The following is a 21144-nucleotide window of genomic DNA, read 5'->3' as shown; positions in this document are numbered from 1 at the left end:
AGGCGGTGCGGAAACTCACGCGTGTCGTTCGTCCAGGGATTGAACCCTAGTCAGCTTTGTCGCCACCGGCCAGGTTCTTCTTGGCTCCGGTCTTGAAATCGGTCTCGTACCAACCGTTGCCGCTGAGGCGAAAACCCGGCATGGACAGCTGCTTCTTCAGTTCGGGCGCCTGGCAGGCCGGGCAGTCGACCAGCGGTGCGTCACTGATCTTTTGGATGGCTTCCAACTGATGACCACAGGAAGCACATTGGTAATCGTACATCGGCATGGAGGTGTCTCGGCGATCAGGTTGCCGCCGCGCACGGGGCTTTGCGGCGAAAGGGCGGGATTATATCGATTAAATGCCGCCTGTGCAGCCGTAAGACTGCACAGGCGGCGGCCTCGTTTGCAACCGTCGCTAGGGCGAATCGGTCGGCGTCGCTTGCCGGACGCCATTCATGACACACACCACTCGCACCAGCGCGCTGAAATTCTTCACCCCGCCATGGCGCAGATGCACTTCACGGTCGACGTGGGACAGCAGCGAGCTGATCGAACAGCAATTATCTGCGGCCATGCTACCGAGGATGTTCCAGTAAACCTGCTCCAGCCGCAGGCAGGTCGCATAACCGTTCAGCCGCACGGATCGGGACAATGGCTGAATCAATGCCATGTCGAATGCGTGGATGAACGGATCGACTTTCAATTCATGTGGCAAGCCGACAACCCTGTCGCCTCGCCTGTCTCCTTCTACCATATCGCTGACACTCCTTTGCCATCTCTGCTTGTTTGAAAAGTCACATCCTGTGGCTTTCATAAAAGCGCAGACACAAAGTTATATCCAGACGACTAATTGACCGTCACCGTAGGATAAGCCGACGACACAGGTAAGATTGCGGACAGCGCGCGAGCCATGAACCTGATGGCCCGCGCGCCCGGCTTACGCTTCCAGCAGTGCGCGCAGCATCCACGCGGTCTTCTCGTGCACCTGCATGCGCTGGGTCAGCAGGTCAGCGGTCGGCTCGTCGCTGACCTTGTCGAGCAGCGGGAAGATGCCCCGCGCGGTGCGAGTCACCGCTTCCTGACCTTCAACCAATTGCTTGATCATGTCCTCGGCGCTCGGTACGCCCTCCTCTTCCTTGATGGAAGAAAGACGCGCGTAGGTGGCATAGGCGCCCGGTGCCGGGAAGCCCAGCGCGCGGATACGCTCGGCGATCGAGTCCACCGCCAGCGCCAGTTCGTTGTATTGCTCCTCGAACATCAGGTGCAGGGTGCGGAACATCGGACCGGTGACGTTCCAGTGGAAGTTATGGGTTTTCAGGTACAGCACATAAGTGTCCGACAGCAGGCGTGACAGCCCTTCGACGATGGACTTGCGGTCTTCCTCACTGATACCGATATCGATTGCCATGTTTACCCCCTAAAGGCGATTGAATTCATCCAACAGGTGCAGACCCACTCTAGCAAGACTGCCGGCAGCCTGCCGACCCCAAACGGCCAACAGGCTGCGACAAATCGACCGACAGCGTGCCATTGGCCGGGCTGATTTGAGTAGCCGCAGGCTTTGCTGTTAAATAGGCAGTGTGTCGCCATGCCCCATTTTCCGGGGTGTTGCGCATAGGCTGATGCCGTGAACGTGTCCACCGCCTCTTATTTTGTTCCGAAGCGAACCGTGCGCCTTCAGCTCTTCCTTGTGAGCCGTCATAACGTGAGCCAATCAAAATGTTGAAAATCGTCCACCTGCTAATGGGCGCAGCAGCCTTGCTGCTGTCGTTCATACCCAGCCTGAAATCCGAAGCCGTTCCTTACCTGCAACAACCCGATGCACTTTACCTGGCCTTTTTCGGCCTGCTGAACCTGGTCATTGCCCCAGTGATTCCTTACTGGAACAAAGGCCCGCGCCAGCATCTGCAAAACCTGGTCAGCGCGCTGCTGGTACTGACCGTCGTCCTGCAAACCCTGACCCTGATCGCGCCGATGCCCGTCATCGCCGGCCAGCCTGCGGTGTTGTTCAGCCTGTTGATCGCCGTGGTTGCCGTGGTGCTGCACCTGGCCGTCAGCTTCTACAAGTCATCGCCGGCGGCTGCGCCGACCCATTACGACATGAGCAACCGCGATACCGGCACCGTGAAGTGGTTCAACACCTCGAAGGGTTTCGGGTTTATCTCCCGGGATTCCGGTGATGATATTTTCGTGCACTTTCGCGCCATCCGTGGCGAAGGCCACCGCGTTCTGGTTGAAGGCCAGCGCGTCGAGTTCTCGGTGATGAACCGCGACAAAGGCCTGCAAGCCGAGGACGTCATCGCCGCCTTGCCGCGCCGCTGATCCAAGGCAAAAAAAACCGCGAGCAGCCTGGCTGTTCGCGGTTTTTTTATGCCTGTCGAATGGATCAATAATGCGGCGGCGGCGCGTCTTCTTCAAAAGCACCGAACTGCCCGACCATTTCCTCCTGACGCTTGAGCAGCGCTTGCATCTGCAACTGCAGACGCTCAACCACTCGCTGCTGGGCGACCAGCACATCGTTCAATGCCTGAATGGTGTCGTCCTGAAAGGCCATGCGGCTTTCCAGATCGGTAACGCGTTGTTCCAGGCTCATGACTCAGCCCTCCACAAAGGTGAATTCTTCGGTCAGCACCAGACGCAGGCGTTCGCGAATGGCCGCTACCTGTTCTGCGCTGTACGGTTTGGCCGGATGCCTGCCCCAGACCGGCGCCGGCCAAGCGGCATCGTCCCGCTTGCGCACGATGACATGCATATGTAACTGACTGACAACGTTACCCAACGTCGCGACGTTCAGTTTGTCGGCGTCGAACGAATCCTTCAGCAGTTCGGCCAGCGCGGTGGTCTCCTGCCAAAGCTGTTGCTGGTCAGCGACATCCAACTGAAACAACTCACTGATATCGTCGCGACGAGGCACCAGGATGAACCACGGGTAGTTCGAGTCGTTGGACAACAACAGCCGGCAGAGCGGGAAATCGCCGATGACCAGCGTGTCCTGTTGAAGTCGTGAATCTAAAGCAAACACAGTGTGTACTCCCGGCTGATCCTTTAACTCAGCTTAGCGGTCGCTCCCAAGAAGCGGCGCACCAAGCGACTGAACGGCAGCATACCTGCGAACGCAGCGACCTTCACCTCAACCGCACCCTCAAATCGCCGATGCCCCGACATGAAACATTTATCTCAGCAGCGCACCAACACGAGCCTTACCTTAAGTCTGGACTTGAGAAACAGGACGGAAATCCTTGAGGCGCGCCACCCTGGATCCTTCTCCGCCAGATTAACTCAGAGTCAGCTGTGATTTTTTTGCACCAAAACCGCACATCACGTCTACGCTCACTGGGTCGGGCATCCGCCAAATACTCACTGCGGGGTGAACCGGTAACGTTTTGGGTTGTCATGCGCGCCTTTGGTGCGCTGCAACACCATTGCGGGAACGCCGTCAAGCCCACGACAAAAACAGGCCAGAGGCCCCGTTTTCACAAGGTTTTCACATATGCGGGCGCAACGCAGAAAAATAACCGCAGCGGTTTTGCGGTTTGTGCACGCTTGTTGCATTCATAACCGTATGGACTATAAGCGCACTGCTGGAAGCGGTCGCCCAGGTCCCATAAGAACAGTGGCAGGGTTGCCCGATGGAGATTCAAGTGTTTTGCCAGGGACTCTTCTTTACCGATGCAAAAAGGCCCAGAAACAGCGATAAAGTTGTCAGTCCGGCTGCATCGGTACTGTGAATTTGCGACATCCACCGCTTCCTTTGCGACAACCGCGTAAAGAAGCTGAAAGGTTGGTTTCGCAAGTATCGCCAACATTGTCGGCGTGATATAAGTTTGCGCCGACACAAAAAGAAAGAGCCGCCCAGATAATAAAACAGGTGGGACGGCAGTACTCTTCTAAAAACCAAAGGAGCAAATCACGATGCGCGTGATGAAGTGGAGCATGATCGCACTGGCAGTTGCAGCAGCCGCCAGTTCTCAGTTGGCTACGGCCGCCCCGTTTGTAAGTGATCAGTCTGAAGCCAAAGGCTTCGTTGAAGACGCCAAAGCCGATCTGTTGATCCGCAACTATTACTTCAACCGCAACAACAAAGATGGCGGTGACGACCAGAAAGACTGGACCCAGGGTATCTGGGGTAACTTCAGCTCTGGTTATACCCAAGGCACCGTAGGCGTGGGCATTGATGCCTTCGGCTACCTGGCAATCAAACTCGACGGTGGCGATGGCACCGGTGGCACCGGCAACATGAGCCGCGACGCCGATGGCCACGTCAACGACAGCCAGGGCAAAGCCGGCGCTGCCGTCAAGTTCCGCGTATCGAAAACCGAGCTGAAAGTCGGTGACATGCAGCCGAGCACCGCTCCTGTGTTCGCTGTTGGTGGCTCCCGAATCCTGCCGCAAACTGCCAGCGGCTTCCAGCTGCAGAGCAGCGAGATCAAGGATCTTGATCTGGAAGCCGGTCACTTCTACTCCGGTACCAGCCAGGACCGTAACTCCCGCGAAGGTGGCCTGTACGCCAACTACGCTGGCGTTGAAGCCAACACCATCGACTATTTCGGTGGTAAATACGGCATCACCGAAAACCTGAGCGCTTCGCTCTACGGCGCGAAACTGGAGGACGTCTGGAACCAGTACTACGCCAACGTCAACCTGACGACTCCGTTCAGTGGTGACACGTCGTTGAACACTGACTTCAACATCTACCGCACCAGCGATACCGGTGATGCGAAAGCCGGCGACATCAGCAACACCACGTTCTCCCTGGCCACCGCCCTTTCGTTCCTGAAAGCGCACACCATCACCGTAGCCTTCCAGAAGGTCAACGGTGACACGCCGTTCGACTACATCGGCGTCGGCAAAAACAACCGTGGTGGCGACTCGATCTTCCTCGCCAACTCCATCCAGTACTCTGACTTCAACGGCCCGAACGAGAAATCCGCTCAGATCCGTTATGACATCAAGATGGCCGAGTACGGCGTTCCAGGTCTGAGCTTCATGACCCGCTACGTTAAAGGTTGGGATATCGATGGCACCGGCCTCGCCGACAACAGCCAGTATCGCACCCGGACTGGCGCACCACTGTATGGCGAAGACGGCAAGCACAACGAAACCAACCTGGAAGCCAAGTACGTTGTTCAGTCTGGCCCAGCAAAAGATCTCTCCTTCCGCATTCGTCAAGCATGGCACCAGGCTAACGCTGACCAGGGCGAAGGCGACATCAAAGAGTTCCGTCTGATCGTCGACTACCCGCTGTCGCTGTTGTAATCGCATCCAGTTAGTTTGCGATAACAAATAAAAAGGCCCATCTCAGGATGGGCCTTTTTTTATTGTTGCTGCGTTCACCTGCATTGACTGCCAGGTCAGGCAGTTAATTAGCAACCTATCATTTAGTTACCGGTTCCTGCATTACACGAATAACGCGCTGCGGAAAAGGAATATCAATTCCTGCAGCCTTCAAACGATCGCGCGATAGTTCATTGAACATGAACATCACATCCCAGTAATCGGCAGTTTTAACCCACACACGCAGGGAAACCGTGATCGAACTGTCGCCCAGTGTCGAAATCACCGCTTGTGGCTCAGGGTCCTGCAGCACGCGCTCGTCTTTGGCCAGGTCCAGTAGCACCTGCCGGGCCTTCTGCAGATCCGCCTCGTAATCGACACCGACATCGAACACAACCTTGCGGGTCGGCTGACGGTTGGTATTGGTGATAATCCCGTTCGACAGATTGCCGTTGGGCAGGATGATGGTCTTGTTGTCGCCGGTACGCAGCACCGTGTGGAAGATCTGAATGCTGTCGACGGTGCCCGCCACGCCCTGTGCTTCAATCCAGTCACCGATACGGAACGGACGGAACAACAGAATCAGCACGCCGCCGGCGAAATTCGCCAGGCTACCTTGCAACGCCAGACCAATGGCGAGACCGGCAGCACCGATGGCGGCAACGAACGAGGTGGTTTCCACGCCGATCATCGAGGCGACGCTGACAATCAGCAGCACCTTGAGAATGATGTTCGCCAGGCTGCTGATAAAGCCTTGCAGCGCCAGGTCGGCATTGCGCAGGGCCAGCAGGCCGCCGAGTTTTTGCGTGACCTTGTTGATCAGCCACCAGCCGATGGCCAGGGTAATCACCGCCAGCAGCACGCGGCTGCCGTATTCCATGATCATCGGGATCCACGCCTGGGATGCCTTGACCAGGTTGTCCACTTCAGCATTCAAATCCATGTTCCATCTCCTGTTTCCCCCTTCCCGGGGGGTACACAAAATAATGTGGGAGCAAGCCTGCTCGCGAAAACGCTGTGTCATTCAACAAGAATTGACTGACACATTGCATTCGCGAGCAAGCTCGCTCCCACACAGTCACAAACCAAGCTTAGTCGCGGAAATTGTTGAACTGCAGCGGCATGCCGAATTCCTTGGCACGCAGGGCCGCGATGGCTTCCTGCAGATCGTCACGCTTCTTGCCGGTCACCCGGACCTGCTCGCCCTGAATGGCGGCCTGGACCTTGAGCTTGGCATCTTTGATGTGGCCGACAATCTTCTTCGCCAGCTCTTTGTCGATGCCTTCCTTGAGGATGGCGTCCTGCTTCATCAGTTTGCCGGAAGCGTAAGCGTCCTTGACCTCAAGGCACTGCACGTCGATCTTGCGCTTGACCAGCGCCAGCTTGAGGATTTCGATCATCGCTTCGAGCTGGAAGCCGGCTTCGGCGGTCAGGCTGACGGTCAGGTCCTTTTCCCTGAACTCAAAGCTGCCCTTGCCTTTCAGGTCATAACGACGATCGAGTTCCTTCACGGCGTTCTCGACCGCGTTGGTGAGTTCGTGTTTGTCCAGTTCGGATACCACGTCGAACGACGGCATGTAATCTCTCCAATAAAAAGGCGCGCTCGATGGGGGCGGAGCGCGCTTGGCTTGCGGTTAAAATCGGGCTCATTATAACGGGACTTTTCCTACCCATACGGCGAGCCGCACATGCCTGTACGCAATCGAGCAAAAAACTGATGTCGACTCCCTGGCATGTTCTCGGCGCCGGCAGCCTCGGCACACTTTGGGCGACACGACTGGCCCGTGCGGGATTGCCGGTAAGACTGATCCTGCGTGACCCGATGCGCCTGCGCAGCTATGAAGCCGCAGGCGGATTGACCCTGGTAGAAAACGGACAAGCCAGCACCTATGCAGTTCCCGGCGAAACCGTGGACAACCCCGCACCGATTCGCCGCCTGCTGGTCGCATGCAAGGCCTACGACGCTGAAGACGCCGTTGCCCGGCTCGCGTCGCGCCTGGCACCCGATGCCGAACTGATCCTGTTGCAGAATGGCCTCGGCAGCCAGGACGCCGTGGCTGCACGAGTCCCCTTGGCGCGCTGCATCAGCGCCTCGAGTACCGAAGGCGCGTTTCGCGATGGCGACTGGCGTGTGGTATTCGCCGGACATGGCTTCACCTGGCTGGGCGATGCCGGGCATCCCGTCGCGCCGGCCTGGCTGGACGACCTCGACGCAGCGAAGATCCCCCACGAATGGAGCACCGATATCCTCACGCGGTTGTGGCGCAAACTGGCGTTCAATTGTGCAATCAATCCACTGACCGTCCTGCACGACTGCCGCAACGGCGGGCTGCAACAGCACCAGTGCGAAGTCGCCACGCTGTGCGGTGAGCTTGCCGAGTTGCTCGAGCGCTGCGGCCAGCCGGCGGCAGCCGACAATCTGCAACAGGAAGTTGAACGGGTAATCCATGCCACGGCGGCCAATTACTCCTCGATGTACCAGGACGTTGCCAACCGCCGTCGCACCGAAATCAGCTATCTGTTGGGGTACGCCTGCACAGTCGCCGCGCGTCATCAGATGAACCTGCCGCACCTCAGCCAATTGCAGCAGCGCCTGATCAGTCATCTGCGCAGCCGTGGATTGCCCAGCGACTGAGCAGCGGCTACGCTGGCGACTTGTTCCTTTGTTGCGATAAACCCGATGCCATTGCGCCAGCGCCTTGAAAACCTGCCGGTCGGCCAGAAATTGCTGGCTGCCCTGCTGGTGCTGTTGACCACCGTTCTGCTGGTCGCCAACCTGACTTTTATCAGCGCCGCCTATTACATTTCCCAGGAAAGCATGGCGCCCCAGGCCTTGCAGACCATCGGCCGGCTGATCGCCAATCCAAGCCTGGTCAGCGACGCCCTGCAATCGCCGCGCAACGCCGAGCGACTGCTCAAGGAACTCGACAGCTATTCACCCCTGCGCGCTGCCGCCTTGTATGACGGCCAGGGCGAACGCCTCGCGCAGGTGCAGCATGGCGAAAAACTCAGCCTGCCAGCGCACTACCGGCATGTCGAAAGCTGGCAGCTCACCGAGTTTCGCAGTAATCAACTGATCACCCTGCCCCGCCCCGGCACCGAGCCTGGGCACCTGCTGCTGGTGGCGAGCAGCGAATTGCCGATGGCGTTTTACACCGGCACCCTGACGGCCAGCCTCGGCATTCTGATTTTCAGTGTGTTGCTGTGGCTGGTGATCGCCCGGCAGATCAAACGTCTGATCACCCGCCCGATTCATCAGCTCGAAGAACTGTCACGCCAGGTCACCCGAGAAGAGAACTACGCCCTGCGCGCCGCCCGTGGCAACCACGACGAAATCGGCAGCCTCGCCGAGGCCTTCAATACCATGCTGTCGCGCATCGAGGCCCGCGAGCAGCAACTCAAGCGCGCCCGCGACGACTCGCAAGCCGCCTACGATCAGGCTCAGGGCCTCGCCGAGGAAACCCGGCACACCAACCGCAAGCTGGAGCTGGAAGTCCAGGTGCGCAGCAAGATCGAGAAAAAACTCACCGGTTTCCAGAACTACCTCAACAGCATCATTGATTCGATGCCTTCGGCGCTGATCGCCCTCGACGAGCAACTCTATGTCACCCAGTGGAACCAGGAGGCCAGCGCGCTTTCCGGCACGCGCCTGGACGAAGCGCTGAACCAGCCGATCTTCCTCGCCTTCGAACCGCTGAAACCGTTTCTGCCGCAGCTCAAGGAAACGGTCGAGCAGCACACCGTGGCGAAAGTCGAGCGGGTCACCTGGCTCAAGGGTGACGAACCGCGGCATTACGCGCTGACGTTTTATCCGTTGATGGGCGGTGCCGGGCGTGGGGTGGTCATCCGTATCGATGACATCACCCAGCGCTTGTCGCTGGAAGAAATGATGGTGCAGTCGGAAAAAATGCTCTCGGTCGGCGGTCTTGCCGCCGGCATGGCCCACGAAATCAACAACCCGCTGGGCGCCATTCTGCACAACGTGCAGAACATTCGCCGGCGGCTGTCGACGGAGCTGCCGAAGAACCTTGAAACCGCCGAGCAACTGGGCATCGAACTGGATGCCGTCAACCGTTACCTGCAAGGCCGCGAAGTCCCGCAACTGCTCGATGGCATTCAGCAGGCCGGGGCGCGGGCGGCGAAAATCGTTACACACATGCTCAGCTTCAGCCGCCGCAGCACCCGGCAAATGGCCCCGTGCGATCTGCCGGCGCTGATCGATCAAGCCGTGGAGATCGCCGGCAATGACTTCGACCTGGCGATCGGTTTCGACTTCAAGGGTCAGGCGATCATTCGCCAGTTCGACCCGGCCCTCGGCCCGGTGCCCGGCACCGCCAACGAACTGGAGCAAGTGTTGCTCAACCTGCTGAAAAACGCCGCCCAGGCCATCCACCAACGTGAAGACGACAGCGAGCCGGGGCGCATCATTCTGCGCACCCGACTCAATCCGCCGTGGGCCGAGATTCAGGTCGAAGACAACGGCATCGGCATGAGCGAAAACGTGCGCAAGCGCACCTTCGAACCGTTCTTCACCACCAAGGAAATCGGCCAGGGCACCGGGCTGGGTTTGTCGGTGTCGTACTTCATCATTACCAACAACCACAAAGGGCAGATGGAAGTGCAGTCAGCGCCCGGCCAGGGCACCTGCTTCACCCTGCGCCTGCCGCTGACACAGCCAACGCCCGTCACCGCCGAAACCAATCAACTACCGAGGTAACCCATGGGCTTTCGCTTGTCGAAAATTTACACCCGCACCGGCGACAAAGGCGAAACCGGCCTGGGCGATGGCCGCCGCGTGCCCAAGGATCACCCGCGTATCGAGGCGATTGGCGAGGTCGATACGCTGAACAGTCAGGTCGGCGTACTGTTGGCCGGGTTGCTCGGCGAACGTGAGGCGTGTCCCGGGCTCAATGAACTGATCGAAGTGTTGGCGCCGTGTCAGCACCGCTTGTTCGATCTGGGCGGCGAGCTGGCGATGCCGGCGTATCAGGCGCTGACCGAGGCCGAAATCGAACGGCTGGAAGCAGCGATCGATGGGTGGAATGAAGAACTGGGGCCGCTGGAGAATTTCATTTTGCCGGGCGGTTCGACGCTGATTGCCCAGGCCCATGTGTGTCGCAGCCTGGCAAGGAGCGCCGAGCGGCGTTGTCAGCACTTGAATGCGATTGAACCGTTGGCCGGGGTTGGCCTGGCGTATATCAATCGGCTGTCGGATTTGCTGTTTGTCGCGGCGCGGGTGATTGCGCGGCGGCAGGGTGTGGCGGAGATTTTGTGGCAGCCGGCGGCCAAGCCTCAAAATTCGTAGCGTTTGGAGATAGGCTATCGCGAGCAGGCTCACTCCTACATTCGACCGTATTCCAAGTGAAGGAACGCGATCACTGTAGGAGTGAGCCTGCTCGCGATAGGGCCATCAGTTTTTACAGAGGATCAGGCCAGAACGCCCGAATCCCCGCCACACCCTGAGCCCCAACGCTCCAGGCCTGTTCCCGCTCCGCCGGCCCTACTCCACCGAGCAGAAACACCGGTTTGCTGAATCCTTCGATCAGCGCCCCCGCCTGCTCCCAACCCAGCGGCTGTGCATCCGGGTGCGTCAGGGTCGGCTGAACCGGCGACAGGGTGACGAAGTCCACGCCCATTTGCTCGGCCAGCGCCAGTTCTTCAGCGTTATGGCAGGACGCCGCCAGCCAGCGCTCGGCCGGCAATGGACGCCCCGCCGCCGCGTATTTACGCAATTGTGCAGCGGTGATGTGCCAGCCGGCCGAGGGGAAATCGCCGAGCCATTCGAACGGCCCCTTGATCATCAACTGCGCCTTGCCGGCACACAGACCCACCGCATCGACCGCCAGATCGCGGTATTTCGGATCGTAGCCGTTCGGTGCCCGGAGCTGGATCAGTTTGATTCCGCCGGCAATCGCCTTCTGGATGCCGCGCAGCAGGGCCGGCGTTTCCAGATCCTCGGGAGTAATCAGGTAGTCGGCAGGCAGACGCGCTGCCGCAACGATGGGCTGGTTGGCCGCCGGAAACTCATAGTTGACCAGCTCTCGCGCGGTGACCCACGCGAGTGGCTGGCCTTCCGCGCCGTGGGGTTCGCCGCTGAACGACGAGACATCCCAGACATCCAGCAAGACCTGTTTGTCCGGGTAATCGTGACGAACCTTGATCAGCGGGCGGGCTGCGCTGACGACGATCCCCAGCTCTTCGTGCAGCTCGCGAGCCAGTGCCGATTCAACCGATTCATCGGCCTCGACCTTGCCACCGGGGAACTCCCACAGTCCACCCTGGTGCTGGGTGTCGGCACGGCGGGCAATGAGGATTTTGCCACTGTCGTCACGAATGACGGCAGCGGCGACGTGGACACGTTTCACCGGTTCAATTCCTCCAGTCCTGCCTTTTGCCATGCCTTGAACGCGGGCCACTGGTAAAGGGTTTCGACATAAGCTTCGTCGATGGCCGGCAGCTTCACCTGATAGGTGCGCAGGCGTACGGCGATCGGCGCGAAGAAGGCATCGGCCAGACTCAAGCGGCCGAACAGGTACGGCCCCTGCTCTGTCGCCGCCGCACGGCATTCGGCCCACAGCGCGAGCATGCGCTCGATGTCGCCCTTCACTTCCGGCGGCATCGGGCTCAGCGCAGCGTCATGGCCAAGATGGAACGGCATATGGTTGCGCAGGGCGAAGAAGCCGCTGTGCATCTGTGCGCAGGCCGAGCGTGCTTGCGCGCGCGAGAAGATGTCGCTCGGCCAGAGCGACTCGGACGGAAACTGCTCGGCCAGGTATTCAGCAATGGCCAGCGAGTCGGCAATGACGCCGCGAGTGGTTTTCAGCAGCGGCACCTTGCCGGTCGGCGAATGCTCGAGCAGGCGCTCGCGGGTGTCGGGCTTGCCGAGCTTGATCACTTCTTCTGTGTACGGTGCGCCGGTCAGCTCCAGCGCCAGAGACGCGCGCAGGGACCAGGAGGAAAGGAGTTTGTCGCCGATGATCAGGTGCAGGGACATGGTGTGGCGCCTTTTCGTCAGAGGAATGCTTCAAAACTTGCTGTGTCTTAACCATCGCTTTCGCGAGCAAGCCCGCTCCCACAGGTTTTAGGGGTGTACACAAAGTTTGTGAACGCCCCTATCAATGTGGGAGCGGGCTTGCTCGCGAAGAGGCCGGCCCATTCAACATTGATGTTGCCTGAAACTCCGCCATCGCCAGAAGGCAACTCGGTCCCAGGTTAGATCAAGTGCGGTATTCAGCGTTGATCTTCACGTATTCATGCGACAGGTCGGTGGTCCAGATGGTTTCGCTGCAATCGCCGCGCCCCAGTTCGATGCGGATGGTGATTTCTTCCTGCTGCATCACCGCCGAGCCCTGGGCTTCAGTGTAGGTCGCGGCGCGGGCGCCACGGCTGGCGATGCACACCTCGCCGAGGAACACGTCGATCTTGCTCACGTCCAGATCCGGCACACCGGCACGGCCGACAGCGGCGAGAATGCGACCCCAGTTCGGGTCGGAGGCGAACAGCGCCGTCTTGATCAGCGGCGAGTGCGCCACGGTGTAACCGACGTCCAGGCATTCCTGATTATTGCCGCCGCCGTTCACTTGCACGGTGACGAACTTGGTCGCACCTTCGCCGTCACGCACGATGGCCTGGGCCACGTCCATGCACACTTCGAACACTGCTTGTTTCAGCTTGCCGAACAGCTCGCCTTCAGCGCGGGTGATTTCCGGCAGCGCGGCTTTGCCGGTGGCGATCAACATGCAGCAATCGTTGGTCGAGGTATCGCCGTCAATGGTAATGCGGTTGAACGACTTGTTCGCGCCGTCGAGCATCAGGTTGTGCAGTACGTCGCGCGAGACTTTGGCGTCAGTGGCGATGTAGCCGAGCATGGTCGCCATGTTCGGGCGGATCATGCCCGCGCCTTTGCTGATGCCGGTGACGGTGATGGTCACGCCATCATGCTGGAACTGGCGACTGGCACCCTTGGGCAGGGTGTCGGTAGTCATGATGCCGGTGGCGGCAGCTTCCCAGTTGTTTTCCGACAGATCGTCCAGCGCCGCTTGCAGCGCGCCTTCGATCTTCTCGACCGGCAGCGGCTCGCCGATGACACCCGTGGAGTACGGCAGGATCTGGCTGGCGTCGACGCCGGTCAGTTCGGCCAGTTTCGCGCAAGTGCGCTCGGCCGCGGCCAGGCCCGGCTCGCCGGTGCCGGCATTGGCGTTGCCGGTATTGGTCAGCAGGTAGCGCACGGCGTTCTGCACGCGCTTTTTCGCCAAAATCACCGGTGCGGCACAAAAGGCGTTCAACGTGAACACGCCCGCCACGGTCGAGCCTTCGGCACAACGCATCACGACGACATCTTTGCGCCCGGGGCGCTTGATGCCGGCCGAGGCGATACCGAGTTCAAAACCGGCAACCGGGTGCAACGTTGGCAAAGGACCAAGACCAACAGCCATGAATGCGCTCCTTACTCAATGATGTCAGCACCGCCACGGGAAAGGACGGTGGTGTAAATGGCAAAACGCCGCGACGGCAGAAGCCGGTCGCGGCGCGGGTGTTCAGCGATTGAAACGGGTTTACTGAATCTGCCCGTGGCAATGCTTGTATTTCTTGCCCGAACCGCAGAAGCACAGTTCATTGCGGCCCAGCTTCTGCTCGTTACGAACCGGGGCAGCGGCAGCGGCGAGGGCCACATCGACCTCTTCACCCAGTGCGTCCGGCTGATCCAGCCCTGGCGCTTCGGCGTGTTCGAACTGCATGCGCGCGGCCAGTGCTTCGGCTTCCTGACGCAGGCGTTGCTCTTCGGCTTCCGGATCTTCACGGCGAACCTGTACGTGCGACAGCACACGGATCGAGTCGCGCTTGATCGAATCCAGCAGCTCGGAGAACAGCGTGAACGACTCGCGCTTGTATTCCTGCTTCGGGTTCTTCTGCGCGTAGCCACGCAGGTGGATGCCGTGACGCAGGTGGTCCATGGTCGACAGGTGGTCTTTCCACAGATCGTCCAGCACGCGCAGGACGATCTGCTTCTCGAACGAGCGCAGCGCCTCGGCACCGGCCTGATCTTCTTTCTCGTTGTACGCCGCCATCAGCTCGGTCATGAGCTTCTCGCGCAGGGTTTCTTCGTACAGGTGATCGTCTTCGTCAAGCCATTGCTGGATCGGCAGTTTCACGCCGAAATCGCTTTCGATCGACGCTTCCAGACCGGCCACGTCCCACTGCTCTGGCAGCGATTGCGGCGGAATGTGCGCGCTGACGGTGGCGTTGAGCACGTCCTGACGGAAATCGGCGATGGTTTCACCGATGTTGTCGGCGGCCAGCAGCGTGTTACGCATGTGATAGATCACTTTACGCTGTTCGTTGTTGACGTCGTCGAACTCGAGCAGTTGCTTGCGAATGTCGAAGTTGCGGCCTTCCACCTTGCGCTGCGCCTTCTCGATCGCGTTGGTCACCATGCGGTGTTCAATCGCTTCGCCCGGCTGCATGCCCAGGGCTTTCATGAAGTTCTTCACCCGGTCGGAGGCGAAGATGCGCATCAGGCTGTCTTCCAGCGACAGGTAGAAGCGGCTCGAACCGGCGTCACCCTGACGGCCGGCACGGCCACGCAGCTGGTTGTCGATACGGCGCGATTCGTGACGCTCGGAAGCGATCACCTGCAAGCCACCGGCTTCCAGCACTTGCTGGTGACGCTTCTGCCAGTCGGCCTTGATCTGGGCGATCTGCTCAGGCGTCGGGTTTTCCAGCGAAGCGACTTCTACTTCCCAGTTGCCGCCCAACAGGATGTCGGTACCACGACCGGCCATGTTGGTCGCGATGGTCAGTGCGCCCGGACGACCGGCCTGGGCGATGATCTCGGCTTCCTTTTCGTGGAACTTGGCGTTCAGAACCTTGTGTTCGATGCCTTCTTTCACAAGCAGTGCCGACATGTGCTCGGACGTCTCGATGGTCGCTGTACCGACCAGCACCGGACGCCCGGCCGCCATGCTTTCCTTGATGTCGGCCACGATCGCCGCGTATTTCTCTTCGGCGGTGAGGAACACCAGGTCGTTGTAGTCTTTGCGCGCCAACGGTTTGTTCGGCGGGATGACCATGACTTCCAGACCGTAGATCTGGTGGAATTCGAACGCTTCGGTGTCGGCGGTACCGGTCATGCCGGACAGCTTGGTGTACAGACGGAAGTAGTTCTGGAAGGTGGTCGAGGCCAGGGTCTGGCTCTCGGCCTGGATGTTCAGGCCTTCCTTGGCTTCGATGGCCTGATGCAGGCCTTCGGAGAGACGACGACCCGGCATGGTACGACCGGTGTGTTCGTCGACCAGTACGACCTGACCGTCCTGCACGATGTATTCGATGTTGCGGTTGAACAGTTTGTGCGCACGCAGACCGGCATAGACGTGGGTCAACAGGCCCAGGTTGTGTGCCGAGTACAGGCTCTCGCCTTCGGCCAGCAGGCCGACGCGGGTGAGCATGTCTTCGATGAACTGGTGACCGGCTTCGTTGAGCTCGACCTGACGGGTTTTCTCGTCAACGGTGTAATGACCGGCCTTGGTGATTTCGCCTTCGACTTCTTCGACGTGCAGTTCCAGCTGTGGGATCAGTTTGTTGATCTCCATGTACAGCTTGGAACTGTCCTCGGCCTGACCGGAGATGATCAGCGGGGTACGCGCTTCGTCGATGAGGATGGAGTCGACTTCGTCGATCACGGCAAAATTGAGTTCACGCTGGAATTTTTCATCCATGCTGAACGCCATGTTGTCGCGCAGGTAGTCGAAACCGAATTCGTTGTTGGTGCCGTAGGTGATGTCGGCGGCGTAGGCGGCGCGTTTCTCTTCCGGCGGCTGGAACGGCGTCACGACGCCGACGGTCAGGCCGAGGAACTCATAAAGCGGGCGCATCCAGTTGGCGTCACGGCGGGCCAGGTAGTCGTTCACGGTCACAACGTGCACGCCCTTGCCGGACAGTGCGTTGAGGTAAACAGCCAGGGTAGCCACGAGGGTCTTGCCCTCACCGGTGCGCATTTCGGCAATCTTGCCTTCGTGCAAGGTCATGCCGCCGACGAGTTGCACGTCGAAGTGGCGCATGCCCATGACGCGCTTGCCGGCCTCGCGGGCGACGGCGAAGGCTTCCGGCAACAGCTTGTCGAGGGTTTCCCCTTTGGCAATACGGGCCTTGAACTCTGCGGTCTTGGCGCGCAATTGATCGTCCGAAAGGGCCACCATTTGCTCTTCGAAGGCATTGACGAGCTGCACCGTCTTGAGCATGCGTTTGACTTCACGCTCGTTCTTGCTTCCAAAAAGTTTCTTTAACAAAGGCGCAAACATATCGGCAGGATCTTCCACACTAAAGGGATGGAGGGCGGCCCCGTGAGTCGCCCGTGCAGCCCTCATGGCCGCATGCGAACGAGCATTCTACCCGGAAACGGTGGTGAGGAAAGTGGCGATATTCCACGATGCTGGCACTGCGCTTTGACGGGGCTCACATAAAATAGGGGCGTTTTGCTCAACTTCAAGCCGTTCGGGCAAGAAGTTAGTCATTGATTTAATGAGCAAAGCAGGGACAAAAGCAATGGGCGAGTGGTTCCGCTGCTTTCTGCTACCATGGCGCCTCTGTTACTTCAGGTGTTCGATCATGGCATTTCGCCCTCTCACGGCCAGAGCACCCGCCGTTCTGTTACGCGAAGCCAAGCCGCTCAAAGCCATCCTCGGCCATGCCCAACGACTGGGGCATTTGCAGCGCCTGCTCGAAAGCCAGTTGCAACCGGCCGCGCGCGAACATTGCCACGTAGCGTCGTGGCGCGAAGGCAGTCTGCTGCTGATTGTCACCGATGGTCATTGGGCCACTCGCCTGCGCTATCAGCAAAAACGACTGCAACGGCAACTGCAGATGTTCGACGAGTTCGCCAGCCTGACGCGGATTCTGTTCAAGGTGCAGCCGCCGACTGTCCAGCACGGTGCCGCCGGGCATACGATGGACCTGTCGACGGATGCGGCGGCGACCATTCAGGCGACGGCGGACGGAATCAGTGATCCGGGCCTGCGCGCGGCGCTGGAGCGCCTGGCGGCGCATGCCAAGGCCAAGACCTGACATCTAGCCAAACATCCCCCATCCCCTGTGGGAGCGAGCTTGCTCGCGAATGCGCTGTGTCATTCAACGAATGGGTTATCTGACACGCCCCCTTCGCGAGCAAGCTCGCTCCCACAGTTTTGACCTCCGATTGTCCTGAGATCAGCGGCGTTTGCTGCCGCCGAGCAAGGAGCCCATCAAGCCGCGCACCAGTTGCTTGCCCAGGTTATTCGCTGCCTGGCGCATCGCTGATTTCAACGCCTGCCCTGCCGCGGTGCCGAGGAATTCTCCAGCCCTGTCAGCCAGACTCGGCTCTTGCTCAGCGGCAGGTGCTTCGGCCTCCGGTGCCAGCCCTTTGCGGCCCATCAGAATTTCATAAGCGGACTCGCGATCGATCGGCTTGTCATACCGGCCCTTGAACGGCGACCCGGCGATCAGCACCGTGCGCTCGGTTTCGGTCAGCGGCCCGATCCGCGATTGCGGCGGCGCGACCAGTACGCGCTGGACGATTTCCGGCGTGCCCTTCTCGGTCAGCGTACCAACCAGCGCCTCGCCGATACCCAGTTCAGTCAAGACCGACAGGCTGTCGAACGCCGGATTCGGCCGGAAGCCCTCCGCGACGGCGCGCAGGGATTTCTGCTCCTTGGCCGTGAAAGCGCGCAGGCCATGCTGGACGCGCAAACCCAGTTGCGCCAATACATCATCCGGCAAGTCCGCCGGAGACTGGGTGACGAAATACACACCCACGCCTTTGGAGCGGATCAATCGCACCACTTGCTCGAGGCGTTCCTGCAAGGCCTTGGGCGTGTCACCAAACAGCAAATGCGCCTCATCGAAAAACAGCGCCAGCAGCGGTTTGTCAGCATCGCCGCGCTCCGGCAACTGTTCGAACAGCTCGGCCAGCAGCCACAGCAGAAAAGTCGCGTAGACCTTCGGCGCCTCGTGCACCAGACGCCGCGCATCGAGCAAATGAATGCGCCCACGGCCGTCGGCAGTCGGTTGCAGAATGTCTTCAAGTTGCAGCGCCGGTTCGCCGAACAGGGCTTCAGCCCCTTGCTGCTCCAGGGTCGCCAGACGACGCAACAGCGCCTGACTGGAGCCGGTGGTCATCAGCGCCGCGTCTTCGCCCAATAATTGCGGGTTGTCCTTGAGGTGATTGAGCAGCGCTTTCAGGTCTTTCAGATCGAGCAGCAACAACCCTTCGCGATCGGCGACTTTGAACGCCGCATACAGCGCCGACTGCTGGCTGTCGGTCAGCTCCAGCAGGCTGCCGATCAGCAACGGCCCCATTTCGCTCAGCGTGGTACGCAACGGATGACCGGACTCACCGTGGATGTCCCACAGCGTGACGGGATAAGCCTGAGGCGTGTGGTTGAGCCATGGCATGCCGGCAATGCGCTCGGCGACCTTGCCTTGCGGATTGCCAGCGGCACCGAGGCCGCACAGATCACCCTTGATGTCAGCGGCGAACACCGCGACACCGGCGTCGCTGAACGCTTCGGCCAGACGCTGCAGCGTGACGGTTTTACCGGTGCCGGTCGCGCCGGCGACCAGTCCGTGGCGATTCGCCAGGCGCATGGCCTGAGCGATCGGTTGCGCGGCCGGATCAGCGCCGATAACGAGTTGCGAGGAGTCAGGCATTTTCTCACCCAATGGTTAATCTTTGATGACACATGGCCGATAAATAAATTGGACAGACCCGTCTGAAATTCGGGTCGGACATTTCCCTAAGGAGAGCCGGAAATATCAGTTTTTCAACTTTGCCCATATTGCGCGCCTTTATAAAAGCACGCCCAGGACATTAAGACCTTAGCGGAACCCCAAGCCATGAACAAAAACCTGCGCTTCAGCCATAAGATTTTGCTTGCCGCCGCTCTCATCGTCATCGCCGCTTTCGCATCGTTCACGCTGTACAACGACTGGTTGCAGCGCAACGCGATCCGCGATGACCTCAATAACTACCTCAACGAAATGGGCGAGGTCACTGCCGGCAATATCCAGACCTGGCTCAGCGGGCGCATTCTGCTGATCGAGAACGCCGCCCAAAACATCGCCATCAATCCCGAACCCGCCACCGTCGCCAGCCTGTTGGAGCAGAAAAGCCTGACCTCGACGTTCATGGCCACTTACCTGGGCGACGCCACCGGGCACTTCACCATCCGCCCGGACGTGAAGATGCCGGACGGTTTCGATCCACGCGTGCGCCCCTGGTATAAAGGGGCCGAGAGCAGCAGCACCTCGACCCTGACCGAACCCTACATCGACGCTGCCACCGGCCAGTTGATCATCTCGATTGCCACTGCCTCGAAAAAAGCCGGCCAGAGCGTCGGCGTGGTGGGCGGCGACCTGAGCCTGCAATCGCTGGTCGACACCCTGGCCGCGCGGGATTTCGATGGCATGGGTTATGTGTTTCTGGTCAGTGCAGACGGCAAGATCCTCGTGCACCCGGACAAGGCTCTGGTGATGAAGTCGCTCAAAGAGGCTTATCCGCAGGACACCCCACGCATCAGCAGCGACTTCAGTGAAGTCAGCGTCGATGGCAAGACCCGCATCGTCACCTTCGCGCCAATCAAAGGCCTGCCGTCGGTGAATTGGTACATCGGCCTGTCGATCGATAAAGACCAGGCCTTCTCGATGCTCAGCGAGTTCCGCACCTCGGCGGTGATCGCGACCCTTATTGCCGTGGCGATCATCATTGCCTTGCTCGGCATGCTGATCCGCCTGCTGATCCAGCCGCTGCACGTGATGACCCGCGCCATGGAAGACATCGCCGACGGCGAAGGCGACCTGACCAAGCGCCTGACCATCCAGAATCAGGACGAATTCGGCATCCTCGGCACCGCGTTCAACCGCTTTGTCGAGCGCATTCACGGATCGATCCGTGAAGTATCGTCGGCCACCGGGCAGGTCAACGAAGTCGCCCTGCGCGTAGTCGCGGCGTCGAACTCGTCGATGTACAACTCCGATCAACAAGCCTCGCGTACCAGCAGCGTCGCCGCCGCGATCAATCAGCTCGGTGCCGCCGCCCAGGAAATCGCCCGCAACGCCGCGCAAGCGTCGAATCAGGCCAGCGATGCCCGCGGTCTGGCCGAAGACGGCCAGCAAGTCGTCGAGCGCAGCATCAAGGCGATGAATCAACTGTCGAGCATGCTCAGCGCGTCGAGCAGCAACATCGAATCGCTGAACAGCAAAACCGTGAACATCGGCCAGATCCTTGAAGTGATCACCAGCATTTCCCAGCAGACCAACCTGCTCGCCCTCAACGCGGCGATTGAAGCGGCGCGCGCCGGTGAGGCCGGTCGCGGTTTTGCCGTGGTGGCCGATGAAGTGCGCAACCTGGCGCATCGCACCCAGGAGTCGGCGCAGCAGGTGCAGACGATGATCGAGGAGCTGCAGGTCGGCGCCCGTGAATCGGTCAGTACCATGAGCGACAGTCAGCGTCACAGCCAGGACAGCGTCGAGATCGCCAACCTGGCAGGCGAACGCTTGAACAGCGTGACCCAGCGTATTGGCGAGATCGACGGGATGAACCAGTCGGTGGCCACCGCGACCGAGGAGCAGACGGCGGTGGTCGAATCGATCAACGTGGATATCACCGAGATCAACACCCTGAACCAGGAAGGCGTGGAGAACCTGCAGGCGACGTTGCGCGCGTGCTCGGATCTGGAGCAGCAGGCTTCGCGGTTGAAGCAGTTGGTCGGTAGCTTCAAAATCTGAGGCGCACCTACCGGCCTCTTCGCGAGCAGGCTCGCTCCCACAGTGTCTTGTGTTGCAACACAAATTGTGTGAACACCAAAGATCCCTGTGGGAGCGAGCCTGCTCGCGAAGACGGCCCTTCAAACAACACAA

The 21144-nt window shown here is 59.9% G+C and carries 19 protein-coding genes and 1 pseudogene; 7 read left to right on the top strand and 13 right to left on the bottom strand.

The features are described 5' to 3' along the window. Positions 1–46 precede the first annotated feature (46 nt). The 3 genes from HU765_RS15550 to HU765_RS15540 all read right to left on the bottom strand — a co-directional run bounded on the left by HU765_RS15550 (position 47) and on the right by HU765_RS15540 (position 1390). Positions 47–268, bottom strand: a complete 222-nt coding sequence (locus tag HU765_RS15550) for a zinc ribbon domain-containing protein (protein WP_016773499.1) — start codon at positions 266–268, stop codon at positions 47–49. Between the two features lie 129 nt (positions 269–397). After that, the gene (locus tag HU765_RS15545) at positions 398–736 is read right to left on the bottom strand and encodes a ribbon-helix-helix domain-containing protein (protein WP_186621561.1); all 339 of its coding nucleotides are present in this window, start codon (positions 734–736) and stop codon (positions 398–400) included. A 183-nt stretch (positions 737–919) separates the two neighbouring features. Further along, a complete protein-coding gene (locus HU765_RS15540) occupies positions 920–1390 on the bottom strand; it encodes a Dps family protein (RefSeq protein WP_007951212.1) in 471 nt (156 codons plus the stop codon). A 311-nt stretch (positions 1391–1701) separates the two neighbouring features. Here HU765_RS15540 and HU765_RS27040 point away from each other — a divergent pair, with 311 nt between their 5' ends. Beyond that, complete coding sequence (locus HU765_RS27040) at positions 1702–2304, top strand: cold-shock protein (protein WP_186550550.1); 603 nt, start codon at positions 1702–1704, stop codon at positions 2302–2304. A gap of 64 nt (positions 2305–2368) precedes the next feature. On the opposite strand, the gene HU765_RS15530 is transcribed toward HU765_RS27040, so the two are convergent. Both HU765_RS15530 and HU765_RS15525 read right to left on the bottom strand, forming a co-directional pair. Beyond that, on the bottom strand, positions 2369–2575 hold the full coding sequence (locus HU765_RS15530; RefSeq protein ID WP_186550548.1) for a SlyX family protein: 207 nt from the start codon (positions 2573–2575) through the stop codon (positions 2369–2371). A gap of 3 nt (positions 2576–2578) precedes the next feature. Continuing rightward, a complete protein-coding gene (locus HU765_RS15525) occupies positions 2579–3004 on the bottom strand; it encodes an HIT domain-containing protein (protein ID WP_186621560.1) in 426 nt (141 codons plus the stop codon). Between the two features lie 890 nt (positions 3005–3894). On the opposite strand from HU765_RS15525, the gene HU765_RS15520 reads away from it, so the two are divergent. Then, complete coding sequence (locus tag HU765_RS15520; protein ID WP_186621558.1) at positions 3895–5238, top strand: OprD family porin; 1344 nt, start codon at positions 3895–3897, stop codon at positions 5236–5238. 118 nt (positions 5239–5356) lie between these two features. Here HU765_RS15520 and HU765_RS15515 read toward each other — a convergent pair whose 3' ends face one another. Next, positions 5357–6199 carry a mechanosensitive ion channel domain-containing protein gene (locus tag HU765_RS15515; RefSeq protein WP_186621555.1) on the bottom strand — a complete coding sequence of 281 codons (843 nt, stop codon included), beginning with the start codon at positions 6197–6199 and terminating at the stop codon, positions 5357–5359. A 148-nt stretch (positions 6200–6347) separates the two neighbouring features. Next, complete coding sequence (locus HU765_RS15510; RefSeq protein ID WP_186621553.1) at positions 6348–6833, bottom strand: YajQ family cyclic di-GMP-binding protein; 486 nt, start codon at positions 6831–6833, stop codon at positions 6348–6350. 140 nt (positions 6834–6973) lie between these two features. Here HU765_RS15510 and HU765_RS15505 point away from each other — a divergent pair, with 140 nt between their 5' ends. Genes HU765_RS15505 through HU765_RS15495 form a run of 3 tightly spaced genes read left to right on the top strand, consistent with a single transcriptional unit; the run spans position 6974 to position 10561 of the window. Beyond that, the gene (locus tag HU765_RS15505) at positions 6974–7891 is read left to right on the top strand and encodes a putative 2-dehydropantoate 2-reductase (protein WP_186621551.1); all 918 of its coding nucleotides are present in this window, start codon (positions 6974–6976) and stop codon (positions 7889–7891) included. Between the two features lie 45 nt (positions 7892–7936). Beyond that, positions 7937–9973 carry an ATP-binding protein gene (locus HU765_RS15500; protein ID WP_186621549.1) on the top strand — a complete coding sequence of 679 codons (2037 nt, stop codon included), beginning with the start codon at positions 7937–7939 and terminating at the stop codon, positions 9971–9973. A gap of 3 nt (positions 9974–9976) precedes the next feature. Continuing rightward, a complete protein-coding gene (locus HU765_RS15495) occupies positions 9977–10561 on the top strand; it encodes a cob(I)yrinic acid a,c-diamide adenosyltransferase (RefSeq protein ID WP_186621547.1) in 585 nt (194 codons plus the stop codon). Between the two features lie 112 nt (positions 10562–10673). Here HU765_RS15495 and HU765_RS15490 read toward each other — a convergent pair whose 3' ends face one another. The 4 genes from HU765_RS15490 to secA form a co-directional block, all read right to left on the bottom strand. Further along, a complete protein-coding gene (locus HU765_RS15490; RefSeq protein ID WP_186621545.1) occupies positions 10674–11621 on the bottom strand; it encodes a Nudix family hydrolase in 948 nt (315 codons plus the stop codon). Continuing rightward, complete coding sequence (locus HU765_RS15485; RefSeq protein WP_186621543.1) at positions 11618–12250, bottom strand: glutathione S-transferase family protein; 633 nt, start codon at positions 12248–12250, stop codon at positions 11618–11620. The genes HU765_RS15490 and HU765_RS15485 overlap by 4 nt, the downstream gene beginning before the upstream one ends. Positions 12251–12473: 223 nt before the next feature. After that, positions 12474–13691 carry a bifunctional glutamate N-acetyltransferase/amino-acid acetyltransferase ArgJ gene (gene argJ, locus HU765_RS15480; protein WP_186621541.1) on the bottom strand — a complete coding sequence of 406 codons (1218 nt, stop codon included), beginning with the start codon at positions 13689–13691 and terminating at the stop codon, positions 12474–12476. A 120-nt stretch (positions 13692–13811) separates the two neighbouring features. Next, positions 13812–16553 carry a preprotein translocase subunit SecA gene (gene secA, locus HU765_RS15475; RefSeq protein WP_186621540.1) on the bottom strand — a complete coding sequence of 914 codons (2742 nt, stop codon included), beginning with the start codon at positions 16551–16553 and terminating at the stop codon, positions 13812–13814. Between the two features lie 307 nt (positions 16554–16860). Here secA and HU765_RS15470 point away from each other — a divergent pair, with 307 nt between their 5' ends. Beyond that, positions 16861–17316 (top strand): DciA family protein, encoded by a 456-nt coding sequence (locus HU765_RS15470; protein ID WP_186550524.1) that lies wholly within the window; start codon positions 16861–16863, stop codon positions 17314–17316. A 25-nt stretch (positions 17317–17341) separates the two neighbouring features. On the opposite strand, the pseudogene HU765_RS26840 reads toward HU765_RS15470, so the two are convergent. Both HU765_RS26840 and HU765_RS15465 read right to left on the bottom strand, forming a co-directional pair. Beyond that, positions 17342–17461 (bottom strand): annotated as a pseudogene (locus HU765_RS26840) (metal ABC transporter ATP-binding protein); the annotation flags it as partial. Beyond that, positions 17458–18936, bottom strand: a complete 1479-nt coding sequence (locus tag HU765_RS15465; protein ID WP_186550522.1) for a helicase HerA-like domain-containing protein — start codon at positions 18934–18936, stop codon at positions 17458–17460. The pseudogene HU765_RS26840 and the gene HU765_RS15465, both read right to left, overlap by 4 nt. A gap of 186 nt (positions 18937–19122) precedes the next feature. On the opposite strand from HU765_RS15465, the gene HU765_RS15460 reads away from it, so the two are divergent. Beyond that, positions 19123–21012 carry a methyl-accepting chemotaxis protein gene (locus HU765_RS15460; protein ID WP_186621539.1) on the top strand — a complete coding sequence of 630 codons (1890 nt, stop codon included), beginning with the start codon at positions 19123–19125 and terminating at the stop codon, positions 21010–21012. The last annotated feature ends 132 nt before the right edge of the window (positions 21013–21144 follow it).

It is taken from the genome of Pseudomonas sp. SWRI81 (assembly GCF_014268545.1).
Taxonomy (GTDB): Bacteria; Pseudomonadota; Gammaproteobacteria; order Pseudomonadales; family Pseudomonadaceae; genus Aquipseudomonas; species Aquipseudomonas hamedanensis.
Note: the sequence above shows the minus strand (reverse complement) of the source record. Positions and strands in the feature narration are given on the sequence as shown.

What these genes read in the sequence shown, in the direction of transcription:
- HU765_RS15460 (WP_186621539.1), top strand. Translation starts at nt 19,123, where the DNA reads ATGAACAAAAACCTGCGCTTCAGCCATAAGATTTTGCTTGCCGCCGCT.
- HU765_RS15515 (WP_186621555.1), bottom strand. Translation starts at nt 6,199, where the DNA reads ATGGATTTGAATGCTGAAGTGGACAACCTGGTCAAGGCATCCCAGGCG.
- HU765_RS15520 (WP_186621558.1), top strand. Translation starts at nt 3,895, where the DNA reads ATGCGCGTGATGAAGTGGAGCATGATCGCACTGGCAGTTGCAGCAGCC.
- HU765_RS27040 (WP_186550550.1), top strand. Translation starts at nt 1,702, where the DNA reads ATGTTGAAAATCGTCCACCTGCTAATGGGCGCAGCAGCCTTGCTGCTG.
- HU765_RS15505 (WP_186621551.1), top strand. Translation starts at nt 6,974, where the DNA reads ATGTCGACTCCCTGGCATGTTCTCGGCGCCGGCAGCCTCGGCACACTT.
- HU765_RS15465 (WP_186550522.1), bottom strand. Translation starts at nt 18,936, where the DNA reads ATGCCTGACTCCTCGCAACTCGTTATCGGCGCTGATCCGGCCGCGCAA.
- HU765_RS15540 (WP_007951212.1), bottom strand. Translation starts at nt 1,390, where the DNA reads ATGGCAATCGATATCGGTATCAGTGAGGAAGACCGCAAGTCCATCGTC.
- HU765_RS15470 (WP_186550524.1), top strand. Translation starts at nt 16,861, where the DNA reads ATGGCATTTCGCCCTCTCACGGCCAGAGCACCCGCCGTTCTGTTACGC.
- HU765_RS15485 (WP_186621543.1), bottom strand. Translation starts at nt 12,250, where the DNA reads ATGTCCCTGCACCTGATCATCGGCGACAAACTCCTTTCCTCCTGGTCC.
- HU765_RS15545 (WP_186621561.1), bottom strand. Translation starts at nt 736, where the DNA reads ATGGTAGAAGGAGACAGGCGAGGCGACAGGGTTGTCGGCTTGCCACAT.
- HU765_RS15510 (WP_186621553.1), bottom strand. Translation starts at nt 6,833, where the DNA reads ATGCCGTCGTTCGACGTGGTATCCGAACTGGACAAACACGAACTCACC.
- HU765_RS15530 (WP_186550548.1), bottom strand. Translation starts at nt 2,575, where the DNA reads ATGAGCCTGGAACAACGCGTTACCGATCTGGAAAGCCGCATGGCCTTT.
- argJ (WP_186621541.1), bottom strand. Translation starts at nt 13,691, where the DNA reads ATGGCTGTTGGTCTTGGTCCTTTGCCAACGTTGCACCCGGTTGCCGGT.
- HU765_RS15550 (WP_016773499.1), bottom strand. Translation starts at nt 268, where the DNA reads ATGCCGATGTACGATTACCAATGTGCTTCCTGTGGTCATCAGTTGGAA.
- HU765_RS15500 (WP_186621549.1), top strand. Translation starts at nt 7,937, where the DNA reads ATGCCATTGCGCCAGCGCCTTGAAAACCTGCCGGTCGGCCAGAAATTG.
- secA (WP_186621540.1), bottom strand. Translation starts at nt 16,553, where the DNA reads ATGTTTGCGCCTTTGTTAAAGAAACTTTTTGGAAGCAAGAACGAGCGT.
- HU765_RS15495 (WP_186621547.1), top strand. Translation starts at nt 9,977, where the DNA reads ATGGGCTTTCGCTTGTCGAAAATTTACACCCGCACCGGCGACAAAGGC.